Source organism: Paenibacillus sp. BGI2013 (assembly GCF_002843485.1).
Classification (GTDB): domain Bacteria; phylum Bacillota; class Bacilli; order Paenibacillales; family Paenibacillaceae; genus Paenibacillus; species Paenibacillus amylolyticus.
In genome coordinates this window covers 65,120-87,098 of record NZ_PJFA01000012.1, presented here as the reverse complement: position 1 = coordinate 87,098, position 21,979 = coordinate 65,120, and the positions used below count along the sequence as shown (strand labels likewise).

Below are 21,979 nucleotides of genomic sequence, written 5' to 3'. Positions count from 1 at the left end.
ACAGTGTACCTCTATCCGTGAACGTTATTCAATTTCACACCGTACGACGACGCAGTTCATAAAAATACTGAACCGCTGGATGCTTTAATTTGACCTGCTCCGACATGTTCAGAATTCGCTTTTTGCCAACTCGTCTGTCCATTAAAGCCAGAATATTAAACAAGATATCCTTGCTCTCCAGATTATCCTCTATAGAAGTGGATAAATACGTCGTAGCTGCAACAGTAAAATTTGATTTACTGAGTGCGGTCTGAGCCAACAAAAGCTCTTTGGCATGCACGGAGATTTTTCTGCTTCTTGCCATGACATGAAGACGATCCTCGGGAATGGGTCCTTTGGAATCTTTTCGAATAGCTTCAATCTCTTCATCGCTCACAGGAATCATGATCTGAGGATCGCTCTTGATCTCCTGCTCTGACTGATACCATCGGATTGGGGTTGTAGTATCACTCATGTTGAGTACATTCTTTTTATCTACAGTAATATAACAATTGCCTGATTTATCAGGTGAATAGCTATAGCTGGTAGCACGGTACTCCACCCTTCCAACTAACGCAGGACTAAGAAAACTCTCCAGTTGTTGCTTCAATTTACTCCAGGACATAGATCCTCCTATTATCAAAAGCCTACCGCATGAATTGCGGCGATCATTTCAAATATTTTTCAATCCGTCTCCAGTATCAACATTCATCTAAATTATAACATAGCAAACCAAATTGATGATGGAAGAAACCCAGTTATTGGTTTTAAAATTCCCTATGTGATAAAATTGCAGAAAATTATCTACTTACTATTAAATCGTCATAGCCTACCATTGGAACATACGTTGTTATTCACAAAGGAGAGGAAGAGTGTAATGGCTACGAAGGAAGCAACCTTACCTGCTCATATGGAAAAACTCGTTAAAGATAATGATATCGCTACCGTAAAAGAAATTTTCGAGCAATGCGAATGGGATGCACGTGGGGGTTATAGCAAAGGTACGGCCCTCAGCTTTCGGCATATTTCGGATGAATTGGTCCGCTGGCTGGTAGCGCAAGGAGCAGACATTAATGCACGCGACAAATATCAACGCACGCCTTTACATGCCCATGCCTCACACTGGTCAGGAAATGTACCCCTGTTCCTTGAATTAGGTGCGGATCTGGACGCTGTGGATTACCAAAATGAAACACCGTTACATGCAGCGGTCAATGGGTATCGAACCAAAGTGGTTCAAGAGTTGGTAAACCAAGGCGCTACGATTAACGTAGAAAATAAACAGGGAAATACGCCATTAGCTAAGGGGTTAGCCAATTGCAGGAATAGCGATATAGTCAGTCTGGCAGAGATTGCCGCAATTCTGCTGAGTGCCGGAGCATCGGTCACCCCCGATATGAAAGAATCGGTGAAGCGGATCGGTAAGGATTTTGAATTCGTCCGTGAGAAGTTCAATAAGGACAAGGTCGATGAAGTTTCAGACGCGCTGATCAAACTGTACCCGTTATTTGATGTTGAGCCGGTAGCGAATCGGATCATACACGATGGGACTACTCCCATTCAGGTAAAGGCAACCACCTGGACCAAACAGCACCAAGAGCTGTGGGAATATCTCATTCCCGCCCAAGGCCACGCTCAAACGGTGCAGGGAGAGGTCATCCGCATCACAGGACGTGTGTCCCATGAAGTATTGGATAATGGCGGTGGAAACTGGGATGCGGAGTATCGCAAGATGCTGGATGCACTGATTCGTCACCTGGGCTCTGGTACGCCACTCGCCCCGGCACTTCTCCAAGAGGCAGCAGACTTGGTCAGCAGACTTCACAATGGATACGATTTTGATGCGCCCGCCAGATTATCCGAGTTGGCTGTGTTATGGGTGCTTGCCAATCCTCAGCCGGTGGCTATGGAGAAGCCTGCGTATACGCGTTAAACAGCAAAGCAAAAAAGAAGCGGAAAAGTTACCGCTTCTTTTTTCTATTAAATCTATCTAAATTATACTCCGTATCCATGATTAACGCCTTACTCTACTCCGCCTGTTCATTACTTTCAAACTCATTGAGCAATTCGCGTACTTTAGAAGTGGTCTTGGCGTTCATCAAGCTGTTTCTCAGCTCACTAGCACCGCGGAAGCCACGAACATAGATTTTGAAAAAACGGGCCAGCGGGCTGAACGAACGCGGTTCAAGCTCGGAATATTGATCATGGAGATCCAGATGCAGCCGTAGCAGATCAAGCAATTCCTTACTGCTGTGTTCCTTCGGCTCCTTCTCAAAAGCAAACGGATTCTGGAAAATACCGCGTCCAATCATAATGCCATCCACACCATATTGCTCCACAAGTTTGAGGCCTGTCTCACGGTCAGGAATATCCCCATTAATCGTTAGAAGAGTATTGGGTGCTATCTCATCACGAAGTTTTTTAATCTCCGGAATCAGTTCCCAGTGAGCGTCTACTTTGCTCATTTCTTCTCTCGTTCGCAGGTGAATAGACAGATTCACAATGTCCTGTTGCAAGATATGGGTTAACCAGTCGCGCCATTCGTCTACAGCGGTAAAGCCAAGTCTTGTTTTTACACTAACAGGCAATCCTCCGGCTTTCGCTGCCTGAATAATCTCCGCCGCAAGGGCTGGCCGGCAGATCAATCCACTTCCTTTTCCATTCTCGGCTACATTCGCTACCGGACACCCCATATTGATATCGATGCCTTTAAATCCTTCTTTCGCCATACCGATACTCATCTCACGAAAGAATTCCGGTTTATCTCCCCAGATATGAGCCACAATCGGCTGTTCATCCGCTGTAAACGTCAAACGCCCGCGCACACTATGGTGCCCCTCCGGGTGACAATAACTCTCTGTATTCGCAAACTCCGTAAAAAACACATCCGGTCTTCCCGCTTCACCTACGACATGCCGAAACACAACATCCGTCACATCTTCCATGGGTGCCAGTATAAAAAATGGTCGTGGCAATTCACGCCAAAAGTTTTCCTTTGTCATCTCAAAAGCTCCTCTATACATTCCAGGACAGTCTCTGTCCTCATTAATAGTTAAAATAGTAAAACTCGTAACTCATGCATCTGCTTGCCTATCATTTACATGATCATTCGTTTTTCGTTGCAATTCACATTATGGTGTCCTAGCTTCTTCACTTATACCATGCAAATGAACTTCCTTCAAACAGCAGTATCTGTTATTACTTCCATTAGATCTTCAGATTAATGGAAGTTCGATGATCTCAAAATTGCCCTTTCCCGATTTTATCACGTCTTTATTAGATTTTCAGCCCGATTGCACTTGCCGAACTGGAAAAGCTCCTCTAAAATGAAGCTCGACAGGCTTTTAACCTGCAAATCAAGATTTTAAGGAGGCCTGAATGATATATGGAAATTTCACTGGATATGATCAAAGACAAAGTCGAATGCTTGCAGGCTTATGACTTCCGTGAACTGGAACGAGCGATCGAAGAACGAATCGGAATGAACAAAGCATTAATGCTACGCGTGAAGCAAGTTCAGCATCAAGTGACGTTTGACCCTTTTCGCAACAAGATGTTATATAGTGCAATCGTGCATTTTGCCGTAAATTAATGGACCAAGATTTTCAATAGTGAAAAACAGTTCACTGACGCAATTGCATTTAAACATATCCTATAAAGCATGCAAAAAAGAAGACGCGAATTCGCTCGCGTCTCTTTCCATATCAAACTCCATTTTCTCTTATTAAAACTCCTGCTTAACCAACAACAACTTATAAGCAGAATTTCACCTGTAATCATACTTTACATAGTTAAATACGGGATCGTACCACTTTACAAACAGTCATTTTTGAGGATTAAGGGGGTAATACCATGCAAGAATTAATATTTATGAAGAATTATAAAAACAATGAAGTGCTGCGCAAGAGTTTTTTCGAGCTTGCTGTCAACACGTTTGAGATCAATTTTGAAGATTGGTATCAACAAGGATACTGGGGCGAGCGTTACATCCCTTATTCATATGTCGATGGAAACCAGGTTATTGCCAACGTTTCTGTTAACATCCTTGAGCTCATCATTCACGGTGAGAAGAAAAAAGCGATTCAAATCGGCACGGTGATGACACATCCTGATTATCGGGGGAAAGGACTCTCTACACGTTTAATGAACAAAGTTTTAGAGGAATACGAGAACAAGTACGATTACATGTACCTTTTTGCCAATGAATCGGTGCTTGATTTTTACCCCAAGTTTGGGTTTAAGCCTGTGGAAGAGCATCTTTTTTCAATGAATTATACGGCAAAAAAATCACCTGAGCCTGCGGACATCCGAAAACTAAATGTAACTAACGCGGAGGATTTACGTCTTATTCAAAAATTGGCATCGGAAAGATTGCCTGTTTCTCAGCATTTCGCAACCCATCATGCTCAAGGAATACTCATGTTTTATTGCCTGAATGTCTTTAGTGATGACATTTATTACTTGGAAAACGAAAACGTCATTGTTATTTATCAGAAAGAAGACAATCATATTGAGCTCTTCGACGTTGTTAGCTTAAACGAAATGAATATGAAATATATCTTGGATAAGATTGCAGATGAAGGTACGGAGAAAATAACCTTTCATTTCACTCCAGATGCAACAGATGATATCGTTCTAAAAAGTTCGATCACCAATGAAGGTTTATTTGTAAGAACCCATGGTGAACATCTCTACCCTCTGCACGTTAAACATCCGATTACATCTATTGCTTGATGATTTATTTAATAAGACCTAACACCAGACCATACTTAAAAAAGATCAAAAAGGAGCAGGATTTCCCTGCTCCTTCGTTATGTGAAACTTCTTTCTCTCATCAAACGTAAATTCACAAGGTATAATGAAATCAGATGACCGTTCAGCATGATCTTATGACCATCATAATGAAGGAGGGGACATTCGTGGCGTTTATCCCGCTAAACTGCCCCAATTGCAACGGAAAAATCGAATACAAGAAGGATGAGGTTTTAAAGTGTCCCTATTGTGAAACAGAGCTTTTATTGAAGCAAAATCATGTCTATTACGTAGACCAGACTATTAATCATTACCATGGAACGCCCCCTAAAGTACCACCGAAGCAGACTGCCTCCGTAAAGGTAATGCTGATACTGATGTTAGTCCTAACTGGCGCGATCGGTACATATTTTTATTATAGCAACAGCTCCACCTATCCAAAAACAGAAGCCAATCTGCCTGTACGAAAGATGCCTGAAAGCGAGGTTCTGCTCTCATTTTTGCGAGATATCTTTGATAAAGGGTCCGCCTTGCCAACAGAGGAGGAATTGGCTCGTATTCGCTATTTAACCGTAGAGCATTCGGAGAATGATCAGTGGAAGTTTACATATAGCCTCTCCGATCCCTTCAGCGATGAACAGGCCGAGAAGATCACTTATATTACTCAGGACAAAAAACTGAATAGCCAGCGGATTGATCAGCGAGATTTTGAAGCTTTTAGGGGACTGACGGCATTGGACCTGACGAATACCTATGAAATATCCCAGACGGACCAAACCACTTTGGCCCATATGCCCGGATTAAAAAGTTATGCTGGCGCTTTTAACGAATCCTTTAGTACATTTTCGGGCTACTTTGGCGACAAGTCTAAAATTACGGAGCTTTCCACGCAGCTTCGCAGCAATCAGGAATTGGCTATGTTGCTGGAATTCCCCAATCTGAACTCTTTATCCATTACCTATGTGGATGAGTCCGTAACAGATTTTCACTTGTTAAACCAATTGCCAATCAAGTCCCTGTCGCTCACCTTTGTCGATGAACTCGGATGGTTGTCGTCCATGACCGGGTTATCATCCTTGTCTATACAGTACAGTGAAACCACAGACCTGCAGCCGCTGTATGCCTTGACCCAGCTTCAGGAGCTTCAGTTGTCCTATTTAACGAATGTAAAGTCCATCGACTTTGTGCAAAATATGCCTGCTCTACAAACGTTAGATATTGAAAATGTAAACTTCTCCAGTCTGGAGCGCTTGACCGGCAAAAACTCTATTACCACACTACGCCTGGCTTCTCTAAGTGAGCTTGGCTCCGTAAAGGCCATAAACAGTCTGCCCTCTTTGCGGGAATTAACGTTGTCCGGCTACTACGAGAATGCGGAAGCGCTGACACTGCCTAAAGTAGAGCGAGTGGAAATTCCAAGCTCCTTTCTCCCCGGGCTAAAGGCCCCGGTTACAACCAGTCTGACGCTCCGTGGCGGAAGTGGGGAATTGAACTTGGCTGCGCTGGGGAAATTCCCGAAACTGGAGCAACTCTCGCTCTGGGAGATCGATGAAATAACCCGTCTTGCCGCCCTAGACGGCTTGTCCCGCCTAGAGAGCCTAAGCATTTACGACTCGTCACTGTTCAAGGAAAGCGATGCCTTATTTCGTTTGAAGCAGGTCAAATCTCTGATGTGCTCAGAGTGTAGGTTGAACTTTGAACAAAAAGCGGCCGCGGAGAACAGCGTGCTTGAACACTTGACCTTAGAGCAGCCATATTTCAGCATAAACAACACCTCTGTTACTGAAGTTGACCAGATGATGCCTTACTTTGCCAACATGTCCGCTCTACGTTCCTTCGCTCTGCAAGACAGCAATTTGGCTTCTCTCGAATTCATGAGCAACTGGCAGGCCATAGAAGAGCTTCATCTCGAGAACAATGCCATTTCCAATATAGAGACCCTAAGCCAGCTGCCTGATCTGCAAAAGGTATATCTATCCGGAAATTCCGTACAAAACAAATCCGTGCTTGGTACAGCTGTGCACGTATATTAATTCCCGGCTGGGATGATGGGAGTTTTATACTACTATAATTAATGGATGGTATTAAAAGAAAGACAAGAAGGGGTTCGAGAATTATGTATAAATTCTCGAACCCCTTATGTTTATGTTTAGCTTTCTAACCATCATCGCTACACTCCAGAACGCTGCGGATTGACCGTGCCAAAGATATGATACGGTGTTATCCCCTTTGAAAATAGACTATCGATCAGTTTGATCAATTCCTCCGACGATAGATCTTTGTCGTTGCGTATCCAAAGACGAAACATAGATATTAATGTTGAAATGTAAAACTCAATGATATATGGTGCCAAAACATCATCTGTTGGAAAATCCACAATCAATCGCTCAAAGGGAATTTCTCTTTTCAAGCGTTCCACAAAATGAACAGAACCATAGTCGCCCAATATAGCTTTAAGAACTGAAATCTCCTCTGCATTTTCTAAGCATTGAAGTGCATCTTGAATAGTATGTGTAGAAAACTCTCTGCCTGCCATTTCCTCCTTAATGGATTTCAAAATACGCTCTTCAACGCAGTCCAACAACTCATAGATATCTGTAAAGTATTGATAAAATGTACTCCGATTATATCCTGATTGGTTAGCAATCTCTTGAATAGATATTTTTTCGATGGGTTTTTGGCTATATAAATCGCAGAATACATTTATGAATGTCTGCCTTGTTTTGTCCGTAATTTCAGGTTGCTTTTTCATTATTTGCCTCCGTTTGCTGTTCGATCAATTATCCAACAGATATTAAAAATCTGATGGTTGATGACCGTATAGTGAATCAATACAATAATATTATACAACACGTTGTTGGATCATCAACAAGGATGAATATTGATTATTAGGAGGCTAAGATGAGAATTTTATTTTTCGGTAGAGGTGTAATATCGACCCAATACGCGTGGGCTTTCGAAAAGGCAGGCCACACCGTTGAGTTTTACGTTAGAAAAGGGAGAAAAGAAACCTTCGGAAGTCATATAGCGCTTGAAATGTGGGACGCACGAAGAGCGAAACGGTTAATCAAGGAAAACTGGAAAGTCAAGCTGCATGAGGAGATAAGCCCAAATTACGATCTTATTATTGCGAGTGTCAACACGAAACAACTTCCCGAAGCAGCACAATTACTATCGACTACCGCGGGTAACACCCCGATCCTTATATTCAATAATATTTGGCAGGATTTAAAATCATCGATCTTGCCCTTGTCTATGAACAATGTTGTCTTTGGTTTCCCAGGAGCAGGAGGCGGCATTGAGGACAATAAGCTTAGGGGCGGCTTCTTAAAAACGATATTTCTGGAAAAACCACGTGTAGGCACGGAACAGATAAACAACAAGGTCAAAGAACTATTTGAAAGCGCCCATTTTAAAATCAATTGGATAAAGGATATGCAAAGCTGGCTATGGAATCACTTTGCCGTGAATGCGGCGATGGAGACCGAGGTGTTAAAACGGGGAAGTTTTCCAGCACTTATGAATCATCGTGACTCATTCGCAAATGTTGGTAAGAATATGCGGGAAATGGCACCTGTACTTAAAGCAAGAGGCGCAAAGATGGACGCGATTACTCTACTGTTGACCAAAATTCCATCAGCACTTCTCGGCACGCTGTTTAACAAGGTTATTTTTACAAAGGGCAGCTTACCGCGACTTTTCATTGAATACAACAATAGTAAAGCCGGTTTTGCAGTACTTGAAGTTGTGAGAGAAGCAAAAAAGTTAGGTATACCTTCACCACGTCTTACTGAGGCATTTGCAAACACTGAGCAACAACACAAAGCTATTGAAAAAGGATAAACTGGAAAACTTGATATTGTTCAGACCAACATCAACTCTACTAATGGTTATAACAACTATAGCCCGAGCTTTAGAAGCTTCGGGCAAAGTAATTTATTAAAACAGGTAAATGTAGCTTCAAAACACTACACCCTAACCAACATCGCTACACTCTCCACATGACTAGTGTGCTGTAACAAAATCAAAACAAAAAACGGCATCTCAGCCGTTTGTGATTAAAGTGTTGATGCAGACAGCGGCGGCGGTTTTCATACGATGAAAAGACACTTGCACAGTATGCCTGTTGATGCGGCTCATTTCTAGCAATATTAGATGTGATTTTACCTGAAAGCCTTTAACATTAAGAATAATTGATTATTAAAATGTACTTCATTCGTATATATTTTTGTAAATAAACCAATGCACTTGTCTATGATTTCCCCAGTGAACTTTTGGGACATGATGGCTTTATTCGAATAGATCCTTACTGTCTTCCAGTCATGAATAATTTGGTCCAATAACGGGTCAAGCGTATGTTTTGCATTGATATGATCAATGTTGTACTTATAGAGAGTATTTAACCTGTATTTCTCAGAACATTTTCTATAAATAGTACTGCTCAGTGTTTCTATAATCGTTTCATTTTTTATAATGAGCTCGTAATTTTCTGCCAACAACAGTATATTATTCAAACTTTCCGTTATTTCATTTTGATACCTGCACATATTTTCTACGAATGTATTGATGGTTGTGTGTGCTAAATTCTTATTGTTCAAGATCTCATGATTACCGTGGGACACTAGCGCATATTCCCAAAAGTAGTCTGGCATCTTTACGTGTTCCGAAGTCATACATGACCATTTAAATTCTGAAAATGGCAGAGAATATTGTCTGTATTCTGTGATATCATCAACCGTATATATTTCCTCGTTCGTAAGATTGAAGCCATAGACAAAAACAGGGTGCAGTCCATGTTTTTTGTTATAGTAAAAGTCTCTCCCGCGTTGATAAAATAAATCAATAAATATGGAAATCGGATGACCACTTGAAATAGAGTTTATGATCTCATCTTGTAACGTATCTAGTTCAGGGGATTTTTTACGAATAGAAATCCCCATTTCCTCAAGGATCTGATCTCCCTCCTCAAGATCCAACACCTCTAACTTGAAATATCCTCTTGTTTGTATTTTTTGTTTATCAAATCTATAAATACTAATAACATTATTCAAAATCGGCAACTCATCTTTTTTGAAATATCTGGCAAGCGTTAACAACAAGTTGTAACCGCAATTAAAATAAGGAAAATTATGATGAGGATACATTTTTGTCATGCCGTCGAAGGGCTGAAAGGTGTCCAGGGAAATAATTTCTTCCATAAAATATTTCTCCTATACTAAAATTATTGTTGATATTACGGCTATATTACCTCTTAACAAGGTTCATCATACGGTATTGCCGCGTTCCAGCCTTCATCTCTTCATATTTCTTCGAGCCGGGCAATGCGATGAATTCATTGATATCTCCAATATTCGTGCTCGCTTTGGCGTTGCTCGCAATCCCTTGTGTGCCAGTACGCTGCTTCGCACTCTCATCACATGATAGAAGAACATTCGAAGTCACATCCTGATTGCGGATTACAGACAGGCCTGCTTCCTCTAACAGCCTGATGTTCTGCGCTACCTGATCTCCCAGCATCAGCTCCGTATACAGAAATACGCCGCCAACTCTCATTATCCGGTACACCTCTTCATAGAATCGTGATCGGTTCGGATAGGCATGTGCGGATTCTATATTTAACACCACATCGAAGCTCTCGTCTGCAAACGGTATATTCTCCGCATCGCCGACGAGATACAAAGATTCACCCCCTCGGGATTTGGCATTGCAATAGGCAATATTCGCCGGGCAGATGTCGAGACCGACAATAGACAGCGGCTTGAAATATTTAGACAGAGCTGCTATGTTCCCTCCCCTGCCGCATCCGATGTCGATCACCTGCCGCTCCCGAATCGCCGTCCTGCCCACTGTCTCAAGCAGCAGCTTGACCGAGTTTCTATTCCATGCATCGTCGGGCTCGATCACCGCATGTTGCTCATTCCCGTGCGGGACGTAACCATAATTTAAGAAGGTGGCGAATCGGCCTATACCGGACAGCGCAAGAGAGTGCGAAATCTCGCTATAATCCCGAATTTCAGCCTCTTTCCGATTCCATTCGGAAGGGTGGACAAACTGCTCACGCCGGTCGAGCATCGATACATAACGGTCATCGTTCGTATATACCGCATCGCAGATGCAGCATTGCAACATTGCCTCCGACTGGACCAGCACGCCCTTGCAGCTGGAGCATACCAACCTTGCATGTAGATGTTGTAACATGACTATCACCCAGCCGACGTATGCATTTGATTCAACGCGTACACATTATAGTAATTTGGGATATTCAAATCTTCATAGTAATCGATCACGGCATAAAAGCCGTTGGTTTGGAAGATGTTCTCGAGCCTGCTGATCTGCTCTCCGTCCAGTCCGTGTACCTCCATTACAATTTGCCTGATTTTGCCCCAATCTTCCGGTTCGATTCCTTCCAGCACCTCGAACTCACTTTTTTCCACGTCGATTTTGAGAAGATCAATTTGGTTCAGATCATAAAAACGGATCATTTCGGAGATCGTAGTTAGCTTGCAACGATAGACTTGTTCATTCAGAAGCTTCGGCGACATAAGATGATCGACAAAGCGGTTTAGCATTCGCCGGTCAGCGAAATTATCTTCGTAATGGTTGATTAACCCGTATCGGAGATCCTGATCGTGGTTCTCCCTGTATTTGATCTGGACAGAGTCTGTGGACATCGTAGGAAAATAGGCAAACTCCGCTTCCTTGATCTCATTGGAAAGCCCGACGTTAACCGTCGTTACGCGAGGCAGCGAACTCGTATTCATCTTCAAGAGTTTAAACGTCGGAGGCAGTGGCTCAAAGGCATACACCCTGCAGTCGCTCTTGCTGCTGACATATAGGCTGAACATGCCGATATTAGCCCCGACGTCCAAGACCGTGCCATGATCCGGAAGCGTAATACCGTGCTTGAAATACATCTCCTTGTGGAAAATCTCGTTGTAGAGAAACTCGGTCTCTCCTTCGTTGTTTTGATAGATTTCAATCCCGTTGTGCAGCCGTTTCTTTGTAATGGCCTCTGTCTGCAATGGATGACGCTCATGCTCCGTCTTGCTCATTCAATTCACCTTCTCAACAATTTGTTTGTAGGGCATTTCTCTAACTGCTGGCGCTTTCATAGCGTTTGACGGCCAGCTTCCAGAACAGCCTGACCACTAGAAGCGATATAACGGGAGCTACAAAAATCCATATCCCAAGGAACAAGTCCAATCGATCAATCAAATAAACCGACGGCATGTTGGTGATGAACAAGATCGGCACGACATACAGCCCAATTCTCCGCAGCCATTTGGGGTATATGTACATCGGCATATTGTTCAAATCCCAACATTTGTCGAGTATTTCGAAGATCGAACTGGACTTCACCGTCCAGAAGGCAAGGATTTGCGGAAGTAGAAGCACCGAATAGGTCACGATCGTGCTACTCAAGATCACGCCGATATATCCGGCCACGTGGATCAAGCTTGGCTCGATGTCAAGACGCCGCCAAGCCAGTACGATCATCGTGATCCCGGCGATCAGGTTCGGGATCGGAAACGCAAAGTTAACGTGCCGGAATGAAATCATGAACTGCAGCGAAAGCGGCTTCGTCATATACAAGTCCAGCGTCCCGTTGCGGATATGGCCGGCGAATCTATAAAAGTTATCCATAAATAGTCCTGTATAGATTGCGATCATAATCGTATAGGTCCCCGTGAAGATCAACATCTGGTCAGGAGAAATGCCATTGATTTCGATCCCGAGCTGGAAAACGAACAAGATATAGATCAGCTTGGAAAACAGAAATACGGTCTCCATGATCAAACCGGAGTAGAAATTCGCTTTGTATTCCATGTAACCGACCAAGCTGTTCTTTGCGAAAATAAAGAACATACGTACATGCTTCCGAAACTCCGTCAAGCTGATACTCACAGATCTAACCTCCAACGGCTACATATTTCCTCATCCCGGAATCCCACGACAACTTCGAAATCATCATAAGAACAATTACCCAGACCGCTTGTAAGAGGAGTCCGCGCACGATTTCATGAATCGCCATGCTGCCATTGATGATGTTAACCGGGAAGAATACGACATATTGAAACGGTAAATAGCTGGAGATTCTGGCAAACGTATCTCCGAAAATATTAAGTGGAAAGATGGCACCACTGAGCAGATAGACGCCTTGGTTGAACGCGATATAAACGCCCCAAACCTCGGTAATGATGAACGCGAGAGCACTAATCGAATAAAAAAGCAGGAAGTTGATGAGCAGTCCGAACAGAATGCTGACCAGGAACATAACGATCTGCACCCCTCTAAGCTGAAACCCCCAAATCTGAGTAAAAACGATCATCAGTATGACGAATAAGACAAGGACGACCCCGATCTGAACCGTTTTCCCACCGAAAAAATTGCATATCCGATAGCTGAAATAATGAATGGGCTGAGCGATAAATTTGCTCAGTCCACCCGTCTTGATATCATTCGCGATTTCCCCTTCGAAGCCGGCAGAAACCAGCTTGGAGACGACGCCGGACAACACGGAATAAATGATGATCTGTGAATAAGTATAGCCATTAATAATCTCTTGCGGCGAACTGCGAAACACGGCCGTCCAGAGGAAGCATTGGACGAGAATGATGAAGCCGCCGCTGATGATACTCATAAAGAAATCGGTCCGATACTCCATCGCATTCTGAAGCGCAAGGATGTACGTCCTTTTATACTTCTGTAAGGCTTTCATGTCTGACCCCATCTTTCTGATACAAGCTTTCGATGCCTCGCTCGACAGGTATATCTTCAACTGTGAAATCAAGGATCGGGAACCGGTCCAGCATCATCTTGGAAAGCCGCTGAAGGTCATGCTTATCGATCTCCATGACGGCATTCATGCCGTCATGTTGCATGATAGCGCCATAGTCGCTTAGCGCTTGCCTCGGCACTTCGTCCGTAAATTGCAGCTTGATGATCTTTTTTGCATGAAACAGCTCGTTCACACGCCGAAGATCGCCGTCGTATACGATCTTCCCTTGATTGATGATGATTGTTCGTTTGCATAAATCCTCAATATCCGCCATATAGTGGCTTGTCAGAATGACCGTTGCTTTCGTCTGCTGGTTATAATACTTCAGGAACTCCCGAATGCGCTTCTGCGAAATCAGATCGAGTCCGATTGTAGGCTCATCCAGAAAAATCACCTTAGGCCGGTGGATGAGCGACGCAATTAGCTCCATCTTCATCCGTTCCCCCAGCGAAAGCCTACGTACCTGAATATTGAGCAGATCTTTAACATCAAGTATCTCCGTAAGCTCATCCAGGACAAGGTTGTAGGGCTTATCCTCGACCTCATAAATGCATTTGTTCAGGTACAACGATTCGTTCGCCGGTAAATCCCACCACAACTGCGATTTCTGCCCCATCACGATCGAGAACTGCATCTTGAATTCTTTTTTTCGCTCCCAAGGGACATAGCCTAATACCGTCGCTTGCCCGCTTGTCGGATACAAGATGCCGGACAGCATCTTAAGCGTAGTTGTTTTGCCGGAACCATTCGGGCCTAAGAACCCGACCATCTCGCCTTGCTCGATTAAAAGTGATATCTCGCTAACCGCTTCTTTGATCAGTGATTTCCGCTTCACTAAATTTTTTAGCGATTTTTTGAACCCCAATTCTTTTTCGTAGTAATTGAAGCTTTTGGATAAGCGTTCCACTTGGATAATGCTCACTGGTTCACCTCATTTATGCTCATGTAGAATAGTTAAACACCGTGCAAATGCAAGACACTGCACTTGGAACATGCCGGTGTCAGTCGTTCATCCATCATTTCCCTTATCCTTCTGTAGGTCATGCCGTGCCATAATTCCTGTACGGACGCTTCATTTAATTTGCCGATCTCAAACTCCTTGAAAAATTTGCATGCAACAATCGTTCCATCGGGCGTAATATCCATCCGGTTCGAGAGAGCCAGACACTTCTTGTTCATCGTGCCTTTACTCTTCACCTCTTTGCCGAGCACGAAATCTTCGATCTGGTCATAATCCAGATTCGGCTGGTAGCGTAAACGCATTTTCCAGACCCGATTATTCACCCGGTCCAACTCGCTCATCAAAGCAGGGATACGCTCCGGATCGAGCTTGTAGTTAAAGGCGTGCCAGCTTCGTTCGCCCTTGTGCTCGCTCGCCGGAAGGAAGTCGAACTTCTGGTCAAAGTAATCGTCCATTCCCTGCGTGCATTCGTCCGAGATGTACCACGGGAAGCAGACCATGACCATATCTACACCGACGTCCTCCAGAAATTCCAGCAGATCGTAAAGCTTGTCGGTCATAGCATCGTTAACGACGGTATGGATCGTAATTTTGCCCCTGAATCGGTTTTCCTTGCGCAGCTGGACTAGCATCCGAATAGCATCTATCGCCTTGTTGAATACCCCTTTGCCGCGAAGCGCATCATTCTCTTCTTCGAATCCATCAAGTGCAATGAGCAGCTCCAGATTGTCGGAGATTCTCAGCAAGGCGTCCAGCTTTCGCTCGATCAGCATCGCGTTCGTGCAGATCGTCGTCTCGCGAGGATGGGCTTCAAGTAAATCGGCCAAACGGTCGAAATGGCTGTATACGAGCGGCTCGCCGCCCCAGATATAGAGTCTCGACTTGGCTGGTTCCGTCTCAAGGATCAGCTTCTCCAGCAGCCCGTAGTCGAGCTGTTCCCGCTGCTGCTCCGGTGTCATAAAGTGATGGTATCCGGTGTCGTTCCATTGATAGCAATGCTTGCAGCGCAAGTTGCATTGGTTCGTGAGTTTAATCCCGACCGACTCTGGCAACGGTGTCGCGTAACCCGCTATTTTCTCCATGTTCCGCTTTGTTTCCACCGTATTCTTGATAGTACGTTTCAATATTTGCAAATCCTTTGGGGAACGTTTAATCTCTGATTTCGGATTCATATCAACACCACCCTTCTTAAACCTATTAGGTCATTCACATGAATCAATAGATATAATACCTTGAACAAGCCGTACAAATCGGAAGCATATTTTTTTTCATATACGCGCGATAATCTTTGTACTTGTCACTACTCCAGATATCCAGCAAACTCTCTTCGTTCACGTTGCCAAAGGTCAGATCATAGAAGGCATGGCAGGGCGAAACGTCGCCCCTTGCCGTAATCTCCGCATAAACCCATGGAAGGGAGCACCGATTCCGTTTATCAGCCATCTGATGGAATTGCCCCGAGAAATAGTTGCTCAAATTTTGTTCATCTATCGTCTTCGGATAGGTGATCACATGGATGCTGTTTTTCAAGCAATACGCTTTAACATTATTGAGCTGTCTCGTCAATTCCGGAATATCGATCTGGCTGAACGAACTGGTGTCACGCCACACCATCCCCTTGGCATAAGGAGCTTCATGCACGTCGAATTTGTCACTAAGAACCTCCACATATTGGGCATACTGCTCTTCCGTTGCATAGAGTTGCACTTCCATGCTGATATGGTCCAACATTGACAAGTCGATATGCTTAAAGAAAAATTCCTCAACGTACATATAGTTCAAGGGCGTAATGATAAAGGATACACCCATTTTCGGAAATTGCTTGCCCTTGCTTTCCCGAAGCTCATAAAGCTTCTCGATCCCCTTGATTACTTTCTTGAATACGCCTTTGCCTCTCTGCTTATCGTTGATTTCCTCAGGGCCGTCGAGCGACATCCAGATCTTATTTGGAGCAGTCTCGACAAGCATCTCGGCATGCTGCTCAAGCAATGTGCCGTTCGTGGGGAAGTCCGCTTTACTTCCATAGTGATTGATCATGGCGAGAATGTCGCTCAGCCAAGGGTACATCAGCGGCTCGCCGCCGAAGAAATCGTAATACGGCTTGCCCGGGCTGCACTCGACGATGATCTTTTTAATGAGATCCGGATCCAGATGCGCTAACGTTTTTTTGCTTTTGTAGGGACCTTCGAGTCCCCACTCATAGCACATCTTGCATCGTAAATTACACTCCTCCAACAGCTGCATGACGATCCATCTCGGATAGCTTGTCTTTGTCTTATCTTGGACGACACTCAATTTGTTTACGCTCATCGCATAACCCCTTCTGCCATTGAAATCTTACCCCTTCGTTAACGCGACTCTCGCACAATAATGATCCACATAATTCGTCCGTTCTCCGGGTCTGTTCATGATCGCTTGATGCATCTCCCTAAGGACCTCTACGGAAAAATCCATCTCCCGCCACTTCTCGTAGCGTATTCCGAACCCCAGTGATTCCCACAATTCCAAATTGCTAAGCTCGTGACTTCCGAACGGCTCCAGCAGAATAAGAGGGGTTTCGGATGCAAGCGAGTCGATTAATGTGCCCGCTCCCGGCTTGGCCACGATAGCCATCGCCTCCGAAGCGATATCGAATAACCAATGATGATCAACCTCAGCGGCGTATGACTTCGTGTCTTCTCCCGTTATTTCGATGTATGGCGGAAACTCGTGCAGGCCGTTCGCACTCTTCACCCATGCACACCATTCCGGATCATTCATCCAATATCGGTGATCGGGATCGGGCTTCGCTTCCTTCCAATCGTAAGCTACGATATCAAGCCCATAGTTATGGCCGACAAGCTCTGGAATTGTACTTTGATAAGTGCCCATCCCCCAGCCGCCACCATGAACAACAAGCCGCCGCTTCCTTGAGTCGAAGGGCAGTGCCGTACGATGAAGAACTGGGATTTCGCATCGAATCTCCATCTTGTCAGTGTCATAGAGACAAGCATTGTAATAATACTCGTCATAGCGAGAATGAAACTTCTTCAAGCTCTTCCAAGACGGGGCCAGATCTGAATCGACGTAGAGCAGGTCTACATGAATTTGATTCGGCAGCATCTTCTCCCTATACAAATCCAGAATATAGATCCAGTGTCCGGATAACGATATGAATTCGTACCGGTCTTCCGCTTTCCACGCCTCCAGCAATAGCTCGACCTGGGCATAATCAATGCTGTTGCGTATATCCATCGGCATTCGGGCCGATAAATTGGCAAGTGCGAAATTATTGTGGTAAGCCTTTCTGCTGTCTACAATATGATCCATCTTGTCTTGCTCCAAATAGCTTTCGAACACGAGCACTTCCGTCGCGATATCCCTTTTCTCGAAATCACTTGCAGCTAACAGACCGGGAATATAGAAACCCAGACCGAAACCCGAGCATAGAATCGTCACTTTCCGCTTACCCATAAAATTTCTTCCTCCATTCATGGCTTCAAGCGCTTCGGACTGCATCAGCGGGCGATCTTGAAGGATAACGACGACAGCACCTCCTTAACCTTAGCGGTCAATCGTTCGTTATCCCATTCCCCCTGGATCAACGAATAATATAATCTGCCTTTCACCTGCTTATTCCGGATCCCCTTGCACTCGCTGACGACTTTGTTAATAAGGAGCGTATTCGCGCTTAACGGTAAAATACCGAATCCTCGATCAGGCTTATATAGAACACCCTCGCGGTCCAGCGATTCAAGCAATTGATCGAATGATACATCGCATGCAAACTGTAAAGTCGCATGCGTCATGCTCCCTGCCGTGTCGTGCTTCTTCAGGTAGCGGTCAACGTAATGCTTGATCAGACTCATCGATCTTCTTGCATTCACCTCAACAATCGGAACGATGCGGCCGTCCGTCAACAGCATAGAATCGACGCATACGTCGCCGTGATAACCCGACCGATACAGCTCGCGGGCCGCCCGTTTCATTACATCAAAATACTTCGCTTCCTGCAGCATATGAAGCAACCTATCGTCTGCTGTATAGGAGCCTTGGTAAGCGAAATTGTGATTGACCAACTGCTGCACTGAGATATGTCGGTAAGTACCGTCCGAATCGATGTGGAATTGGCAAGAAAAATCCAATTCCTTGCGGAGGAACGGCTCAATAATAAACCGAACCATTTTTCCCTTGCTGCACTGATCGGCGACATAGGATGTGACTCGCTGCAAAATCGCTTCCGACTCGATCAGCAAATTCCCTTTCCCGGATACCCCAAACTCATCTTTGATCAGGAAGGGTCCTTGATTCAGCAAAGTCAAGCCGCTTGCCAGCAGCTCTTCGGGAGAATAGACCGTCTGGCTGTCACACCGAAGATCAAGGCGACGGTTCAATTCGGTTGAATACAGCTTCGAATTGACAGTCTGAACCGTTTCGATAGCTGGAAAATCCTGTTCCAGCCCGTAACGCGTTGCAGTACGATCCGCCCCCGGAATGACGGCAAAGGGCGACAACCGGGCGCCGTCCAGCAAGTAGAGATCCATGTCACCCATTCGATCGGCTGATGTGAGCAGGTCGAATATATTGGCGGTTCTGCCTACGCTTCCTACATCAGGACTCTCGAGATCGGTTGAATTGGAAAGAAATTTAAATCCGATCTCATGCAAATACTCTTTATGGCAAACGTTCATTCGATAGCGAGTAATGAGCTTATCCTGCGCCTCGCAAAATGGGAAGAGCAGCTCATCCATGGCCATCACGATATTCTCCATTTCAGGATCGTGAAACGACGGCAGTTTGGCTAGATTAGGGTCGCGCCAGAAGCGTTCCGCGTCAAATGTCCCGATAATGAGCTCGAACTTGCGTCTATCGTTCATACAGGCGCTGTTTTCTGCAGCTCCGAGATATAATTGCAGAAGGTCGTTACCGACTCCATAAGATTGAAGTCGAATTGTTCAAAATCGATTTCAATACCGAAACGCTCTTCCACCTGTAGTACAAAAGTAATTAGCTGTAAAGAGTCCAATCCCCCGTCTTCCATGATGTTCGAATGCTCGTTCAAACTGTTTACCAGTTGGGCGTCTTCCTTGATTTCGCATATCATCGCTATGATCTGTTCTTGCATAGGTACCTCCCGTTTAATGGATTATTGACCCTGGTAATAATGGATCGTTCTAGCGAGTGCATCATGCAAACTGATCGCCGGTTCCCAGTCCATAATCGTCCTTGAAATGGTAATATCCGGCTTCCTTCTCCTTGGATCGTCTTCCGGCAGCGGGAGAAACTCTAACTGCGCGTTGGACTTCATTAGCTCCTTCAATATTTGGGCGACTTCAAGTATGGTGACTTCCTCCGGATTCCCCAAATTGATTGGCTGTTCATACGTGGTGCCCAGCAGTCTCACAATCCCTTCCAGCAAATCGTCGATATACTGAAAGCTCCTCGTCTGTCTGCCGTCGCCATAAATCGTAAGGTTTTGCTTGGACATGATTTCATTAATGAAATTGGTAATCACGCGTCCGTCATGTAAATCCATCTTCGGACCGAATGTATTGAAGATCCGAATGACCCTTACCGGTATACCGTATTTCCTGTTCATCCAGTAGGTGATCGCCTCTGCATACCGCTTCGCTTCGTTGTAGCAGCTTCTTGCTCCAACCGAATTCACGTTGCCATAGTAGCTTTCCGGCTGAGGGTGAACAGTGGGGTTACCGTAAATCTCGCTTGTTGAAGCCAAGAAGAACGCAGCCTGCTTTTCTTTGGCCAGATACAGCAGATGCATCGTCCCTTCGCTGTTGACCCTCATCGTTTCGATCGGATAGGACAGATATTTGGGCGGACTGGCAGGACTGGCAAAATGCATCACCCAATCGACAGGGCCTTCAATTGCGAGCGGATAAATGACGTCATGCTCGATAAACTTGAAATTTGGCGACCGTAAGAGATTGTCTATGTTTACAGTAGACCCGGTCAGAAAATTATCGACGCCGATAACGGTATGGCCTTCCCGCAGCAGCCTCTCGGCGAGGTTGGAACCGATGAAGCCTGCGACTCCTGTTAATACAATGAATATTATGATCCTCCCCCTTGCTTAAGGACTGTGAAACCACTATTAATTCAATCGAAACAGGCTTGGTTCTATGCATGAGTCACAAGATGTTGGGTTAAATACTAGGAGAGATTCTTGAGGTGAGTGGATCCGTTGTGGTTGTGCCGGAAAAAGCGCTTGAAGCAATGCGGATCGTTGAAAGACAAGAAGGCAATAGGCTGTCAGCAAACGTTTGTTTTAATACAAGAGCAACGGTTTGGCTTACTCAACACGCTGTCTCCCAACGATTATAATCCCGGCATCACTCCTTCCATAAATATGCCCGGATCACCACGGGCTTCGCGCTAAGGCTTCTATTCGGGTGCAAGAAGAGATATCCACAACTGACATCATCTGCTCCCTCAACATTACTGAATAGCTACCTTCTTCAGCCATCGTTCAAGGAATATGGATTCTTCATTTTCTATATTCGTAATCAGCGTTTGTAAACTTTCGGAAATACTCGTATCCTTTGTCAAATTATATTTAATCGCTAGATTCACAAGGATTTTTGCTTTAAGTTCAATAGCTGTGAATTCATCTATATGCTCTTGATTTAATTCAATTAAATGCTGATTATCGTACAAGTACTTGAATCTTAGCGTCATTATCTTCTTATGATCATAAAGTAAATGAAAGGGTCTTATATCAAACATAACCTTATGTTCCAATGTCTCTTTCGCATAATTTAATAGAGTTGTGTATATTTGCATGCCGAAGTCAAGATTATCCTTGTCACCCCCGTAGTTGAACATATCCCAATACTCCGGCGTTTGCTTAGTGAAATAATTTCTTATCGAATTCACTAGGGTATCTGCACTGAATTTATCCTGATTTTGATCATTGAATGTATACAGATAAACCATTTCTCTAAGGTAATCATGATTGGTTGTTAGATGATTTGTGTCGAACGCAAGATTGAAATCAGTAAATGATATCTCAGCCTGACTATACACCCCGTTCTTAAAAAAATCGGAAACATACAACATCTCTCTATCCAAATCATAGCCGTAAACAAATATGTCATGATGCAATTGAAGTTTATTGTAGCGATCGCTTAGGGGCACGTAGAAATAATTGATCATGGTGTGGACATAGTTATTAGCATTAATATTTTCTACAATAAAATGAATAACAGAGTCCCATTTAGTTGTTACAGTATCTCTATGTATCTTTTGAGTAGTAATCCATTTGCACGCATCCGAAGGCCGCAGCTCATAAGTCAGAGGGAAATAAAAATCTCCCCAATGATGTTTATAATCTTTGTTAATAAATAATTGAATATAATTGCTAAATATCCATGGGTGTGCGCACTCGTAATGGGTAAGTATGGACAAGAGATGAGCATGTTGCGTATAGGTTGTAATCATCGGATAACTGACCGGCAATATTTTTCTGCCTAACGTTTGAGTTGAATTCTTCAACCTTTCGTTCACCCCTC

Annotated in this window: 22 protein-coding genes; 6 read left to right on the top strand and 16 right to left on the bottom strand. The window is 44.3% G+C overall.

Features of this window, described 5'->3' with window-relative positions; all coding sequences use genetic code 11:
• Window positions 1-34 precede the first annotated feature (34 nt).
• Window positions 35-604, bottom strand: a complete 570-nt coding sequence (locus tag CXK86_RS24535) for an SF0329 family protein (RefSeq protein WP_101314756.1) — start codon at window positions 602-604, stop codon at window positions 35-37.
• A gap of 252 nt (window positions 605-856) precedes the next feature.
• On the opposite strand from CXK86_RS24535, the gene CXK86_RS24530 reads away from it, so the two are divergent.
• Window positions 857-1,912 (top strand): ankyrin repeat domain-containing protein, encoded by a 1,056-nt coding sequence (locus CXK86_RS24530; RefSeq protein WP_101314755.1) that lies wholly within the window; start codon window positions 857-859, stop codon window positions 1,910-1,912.
• Between the two features lie 94 nt (window positions 1,913-2,006).
• On the opposite strand, the gene CXK86_RS24525 is transcribed toward CXK86_RS24530, so the two are convergent.
• Window positions 2,007-2,981, bottom strand: coding sequence for a tRNA dihydrouridine synthase (locus CXK86_RS24525; RefSeq protein ID WP_101314754.1), 975 nt, complete (start codon window positions 2,979-2,981; stop codon window positions 2,007-2,009).
• 383 nt (window positions 2,982-3,364) lie between these two features.
• Between CXK86_RS24525 and CXK86_RS24520 the strand changes: the two genes are divergently transcribed.
• The 3 genes from CXK86_RS24520 to CXK86_RS24510 all read left to right on the top strand — a co-directional run bounded on the left by CXK86_RS24520 (window position 3,365) and on the right by CXK86_RS24510 (window position 6,764).
• Complete coding sequence (locus CXK86_RS24520; protein WP_076329555.1) at window positions 3,365-3,571, top strand: DUF2536 family protein; 207 nt, start codon at window positions 3,365-3,367, stop codon at window positions 3,569-3,571.
• Between the two features lie 260 nt (window positions 3,572-3,831).
• Window positions 3,832-4,713, top strand: coding sequence for a GNAT family N-acetyltransferase (locus CXK86_RS24515; RefSeq protein WP_100526347.1), 882 nt, complete (start codon window positions 3,832-3,834; stop codon window positions 4,711-4,713).
• A gap of 383 nt (window positions 4,714-5,096) precedes the next feature.
• Entirely contained in the window at window positions 5,097-6,764 is a 1,668-nt protein-coding gene (locus CXK86_RS24510) for a leucine-rich repeat domain-containing protein (protein ID WP_257468174.1), read from the top strand.
• A gap of 137 nt (window positions 6,765-6,901) precedes the next feature.
• On the opposite strand, the gene CXK86_RS24505 is transcribed toward CXK86_RS24510, so the two are convergent.
• Window positions 6,902-7,483, bottom strand: coding sequence for a TetR/AcrR family transcriptional regulator (locus CXK86_RS24505; RefSeq protein WP_017690637.1), 582 nt, complete (start codon window positions 7,481-7,483; stop codon window positions 6,902-6,904).
• Between the two features lie 149 nt (window positions 7,484-7,632).
• Here CXK86_RS24505 and CXK86_RS24500 point away from each other — a divergent pair, with 149 nt between their 5' ends.
• Window positions 7,633-8,574, top strand: a complete 942-nt coding sequence (locus tag CXK86_RS24500; RefSeq protein WP_101314752.1) for a ketopantoate reductase family protein — start codon at window positions 7,633-7,635, stop codon at window positions 8,572-8,574.
• Between the two features lie 320 nt (window positions 8,575-8,894).
• Here the strand turns inward: CXK86_RS24500 and CXK86_RS24495 are convergent, their stop codons facing one another.
• Genes CXK86_RS24495 through CXK86_RS24440 form a run of 12 tightly spaced genes read right to left on the bottom strand, consistent with a single transcriptional unit; the run spans window position 8,895 to window position 20,517 of the window.
• Window positions 8,895-9,929 carry a hypothetical protein gene (locus tag CXK86_RS24495; protein WP_101314751.1) on the bottom strand — a complete coding sequence of 345 codons (1,035 nt, stop codon included), beginning with the start codon at window positions 9,927-9,929 and terminating at the stop codon, window positions 8,895-8,897.
• 46 nt (window positions 9,930-9,975) lie between these two features.
• Window positions 9,976-10,929, bottom strand: a complete 954-nt coding sequence (locus tag CXK86_RS24490; protein ID WP_101314750.1) for a class I SAM-dependent methyltransferase — start codon at window positions 10,927-10,929, stop codon at window positions 9,976-9,978.
• 5 nt (window positions 10,930-10,934) lie between these two features.
• Complete coding sequence (locus tag CXK86_RS24485; RefSeq protein WP_101314749.1) at window positions 10,935-11,783, bottom strand: FkbM family methyltransferase; 849 nt, start codon at window positions 11,781-11,783, stop codon at window positions 10,935-10,937.
• A gap of 40 nt (window positions 11,784-11,823) precedes the next feature.
• The gene (locus CXK86_RS24480; protein ID WP_101314748.1) at window positions 11,824-12,636 is read right to left on the bottom strand and encodes an ABC transporter permease; all 813 of its coding nucleotides are present in this window, start codon (window positions 12,634-12,636) and stop codon (window positions 11,824-11,826) included.
• A 4-nt stretch (window positions 12,637-12,640) separates the two neighbouring features.
• Window positions 12,641-13,450 (bottom strand): ABC transporter permease, encoded by an 810-nt coding sequence (locus CXK86_RS24475; protein ID WP_017690646.1) that lies wholly within the window; start codon window positions 13,448-13,450, stop codon window positions 12,641-12,643.
• Window positions 13,428-14,432 carry an ABC transporter ATP-binding protein gene (locus CXK86_RS24470; RefSeq protein ID WP_100526342.1) on the bottom strand — a complete coding sequence of 335 codons (1,005 nt, stop codon included), beginning with the start codon at window positions 14,430-14,432 and terminating at the stop codon, window positions 13,428-13,430. The genes CXK86_RS24475 and CXK86_RS24470 overlap by 23 nt, the downstream gene beginning before the upstream one ends.
• A gap of 32 nt (window positions 14,433-14,464) precedes the next feature.
• Window positions 14,465-15,643 carry a radical SAM/SPASM domain-containing protein gene (locus tag CXK86_RS24465; protein ID WP_101314747.1) on the bottom strand — a complete coding sequence of 393 codons (1,179 nt, stop codon included), beginning with the start codon at window positions 15,641-15,643 and terminating at the stop codon, window positions 14,465-14,467.
• A 43-nt stretch (window positions 15,644-15,686) separates the two neighbouring features.
• On the bottom strand, window positions 15,687-16,781 hold the full coding sequence (locus tag CXK86_RS24460; protein WP_017690649.1) for a radical SAM/SPASM domain-containing protein: 1,095 nt from the start codon (window positions 16,779-16,781) through the stop codon (window positions 15,687-15,689).
• A 27-nt stretch (window positions 16,782-16,808) separates the two neighbouring features.
• Window positions 16,809-17,924 carry a UDP-glucuronosyltransferase gene (locus tag CXK86_RS24455; protein ID WP_076253850.1) on the bottom strand — a complete coding sequence of 372 codons (1,116 nt, stop codon included), beginning with the start codon at window positions 17,922-17,924 and terminating at the stop codon, window positions 16,809-16,811.
• 44 nt (window positions 17,925-17,968) lie between these two features.
• Window positions 17,969-19,327, bottom strand: coding sequence for an ATP-grasp domain-containing protein (locus CXK86_RS24450; protein ID WP_101314746.1), 1,359 nt, complete (start codon window positions 19,325-19,327; stop codon window positions 17,969-17,971).
• Window positions 19,324-19,575 (bottom strand): acyl carrier protein, encoded by a 252-nt coding sequence (locus CXK86_RS24445; protein WP_076253814.1) that lies wholly within the window; start codon window positions 19,573-19,575, stop codon window positions 19,324-19,326. The genes CXK86_RS24450 and CXK86_RS24445 overlap by 4 nt, the downstream gene beginning before the upstream one ends.
• Window positions 19,576-19,596: 21 nt before the next feature.
• On the bottom strand, window positions 19,597-20,517 hold the full coding sequence (locus CXK86_RS24440; protein ID WP_218640806.1) for an NAD-dependent epimerase/dehydratase family protein: 921 nt from the start codon (window positions 20,515-20,517) through the stop codon (window positions 19,597-19,599).
• Between the two features lie 122 nt (window positions 20,518-20,639).
• On the opposite strand from CXK86_RS24440, the gene CXK86_RS32295 reads away from it, so the two are divergent.
• A complete protein-coding gene (locus CXK86_RS32295; RefSeq protein ID WP_180361867.1) occupies window positions 20,640-20,792 on the top strand; it encodes a hypothetical protein in 153 nt (50 codons plus the stop codon).
• A gap of 114 nt (window positions 20,793-20,906) precedes the next feature.
• Here CXK86_RS32295 and CXK86_RS24435 read toward each other — a convergent pair whose 3' ends face one another.
• The gene (locus CXK86_RS24435) at window positions 20,907-21,962 is read right to left on the bottom strand and encodes a hypothetical protein (RefSeq protein ID WP_076253816.1); all 1,056 of its coding nucleotides are present in this window, start codon (window positions 21,960-21,962) and stop codon (window positions 20,907-20,909) included.
• Between the last annotated feature and the right edge of the window lie 17 nt (window positions 21,963-21,979).

Bases quoted from the DNA above. Each gene is read 5' to 3' on its own strand.
- CXK86_RS24455 (WP_076253850.1), bottom strand. From the start codon at position 17,924: ATGGGTAAGCGGAAAGTGACGATTCTATGCTCGGGTTTCGGTCTGGGT.
- CXK86_RS24485 (WP_101314749.1), bottom strand. From the start codon at position 11,783: ATGAGCAAGACGGAGCATGAGCGTCATCCATTGCAGACAGAGGCCATT.
- CXK86_RS24515 (WP_100526347.1), top strand. From the start codon at position 3,832: ATGCAAGAATTAATATTTATGAAGAATTATAAAAACAATGAAGTGCTG.
- CXK86_RS24535 (WP_101314756.1), bottom strand. From the start codon at position 604: ATGTCCTGGAGTAAATTGAAGCAACAACTGGAGAGTTTTCTTAGTCCT.
- CXK86_RS24525 (WP_101314754.1), bottom strand. From the start codon at position 2,981: ATGACAAAGGAAAACTTTTGGCGTGAATTGCCACGACCATTTTTTATA.
- CXK86_RS24500 (WP_101314752.1), top strand. From the start codon at position 7,633: ATGAGAATTTTATTTTTCGGTAGAGGTGTAATATCGACCCAATACGCG.
- CXK86_RS24460 (WP_017690649.1), bottom strand. From the start codon at position 16,781: ATGAGCGTAAACAAATTGAGTGTCGTCCAAGATAAGACAAAGACAAGC.
- CXK86_RS24510 (WP_257468174.1), top strand. From the start codon at position 5,097: ATGCTGATACTGATGTTAGTCCTAACTGGCGCGATCGGTACATATTTT.
- CXK86_RS24490 (WP_101314750.1), bottom strand. From the start codon at position 10,929: ATGTTACAACATCTACATGCAAGGTTGGTATGCTCCAGCTGCAAGGGC.
- CXK86_RS24530 (WP_101314755.1), top strand. From the start codon at position 857: ATGGCTACGAAGGAAGCAACCTTACCTGCTCATATGGAAAAACTCGTT.
- CXK86_RS24450 (WP_101314746.1), bottom strand. From the start codon at position 19,327: ATGAACGATAGACGCAAGTTCGAGCTCATTATCGGGACATTTGACGCG.
- CXK86_RS24495 (WP_101314751.1), bottom strand. From the start codon at position 9,929: ATGGAAGAAATTATTTCCCTGGACACCTTTCAGCCCTTCGACGGCATG.
- CXK86_RS24520 (WP_076329555.1), top strand. From the start codon at position 3,365: ATGGAAATTTCACTGGATATGATCAAAGACAAAGTCGAATGCTTGCAG.
- CXK86_RS24465 (WP_101314747.1), bottom strand. From the start codon at position 15,643: ATGAATCCGAAATCAGAGATTAAACGTTCCCCAAAGGATTTGCAAATA.
- CXK86_RS24505 (WP_017690637.1), bottom strand. From the start codon at position 7,483: ATGAAAAAGCAACCTGAAATTACGGACAAAACAAGGCAGACATTCATA.
- CXK86_RS24475 (WP_017690646.1), bottom strand. From the start codon at position 13,450: ATGAAAGCCTTACAGAAGTATAAAAGGACGTACATCCTTGCGCTTCAG.
- CXK86_RS24445 (WP_076253814.1), bottom strand. From the start codon at position 19,575: ATGCAAGAACAGATCATAGCGATGATATGCGAAATCAAGGAAGACGCC.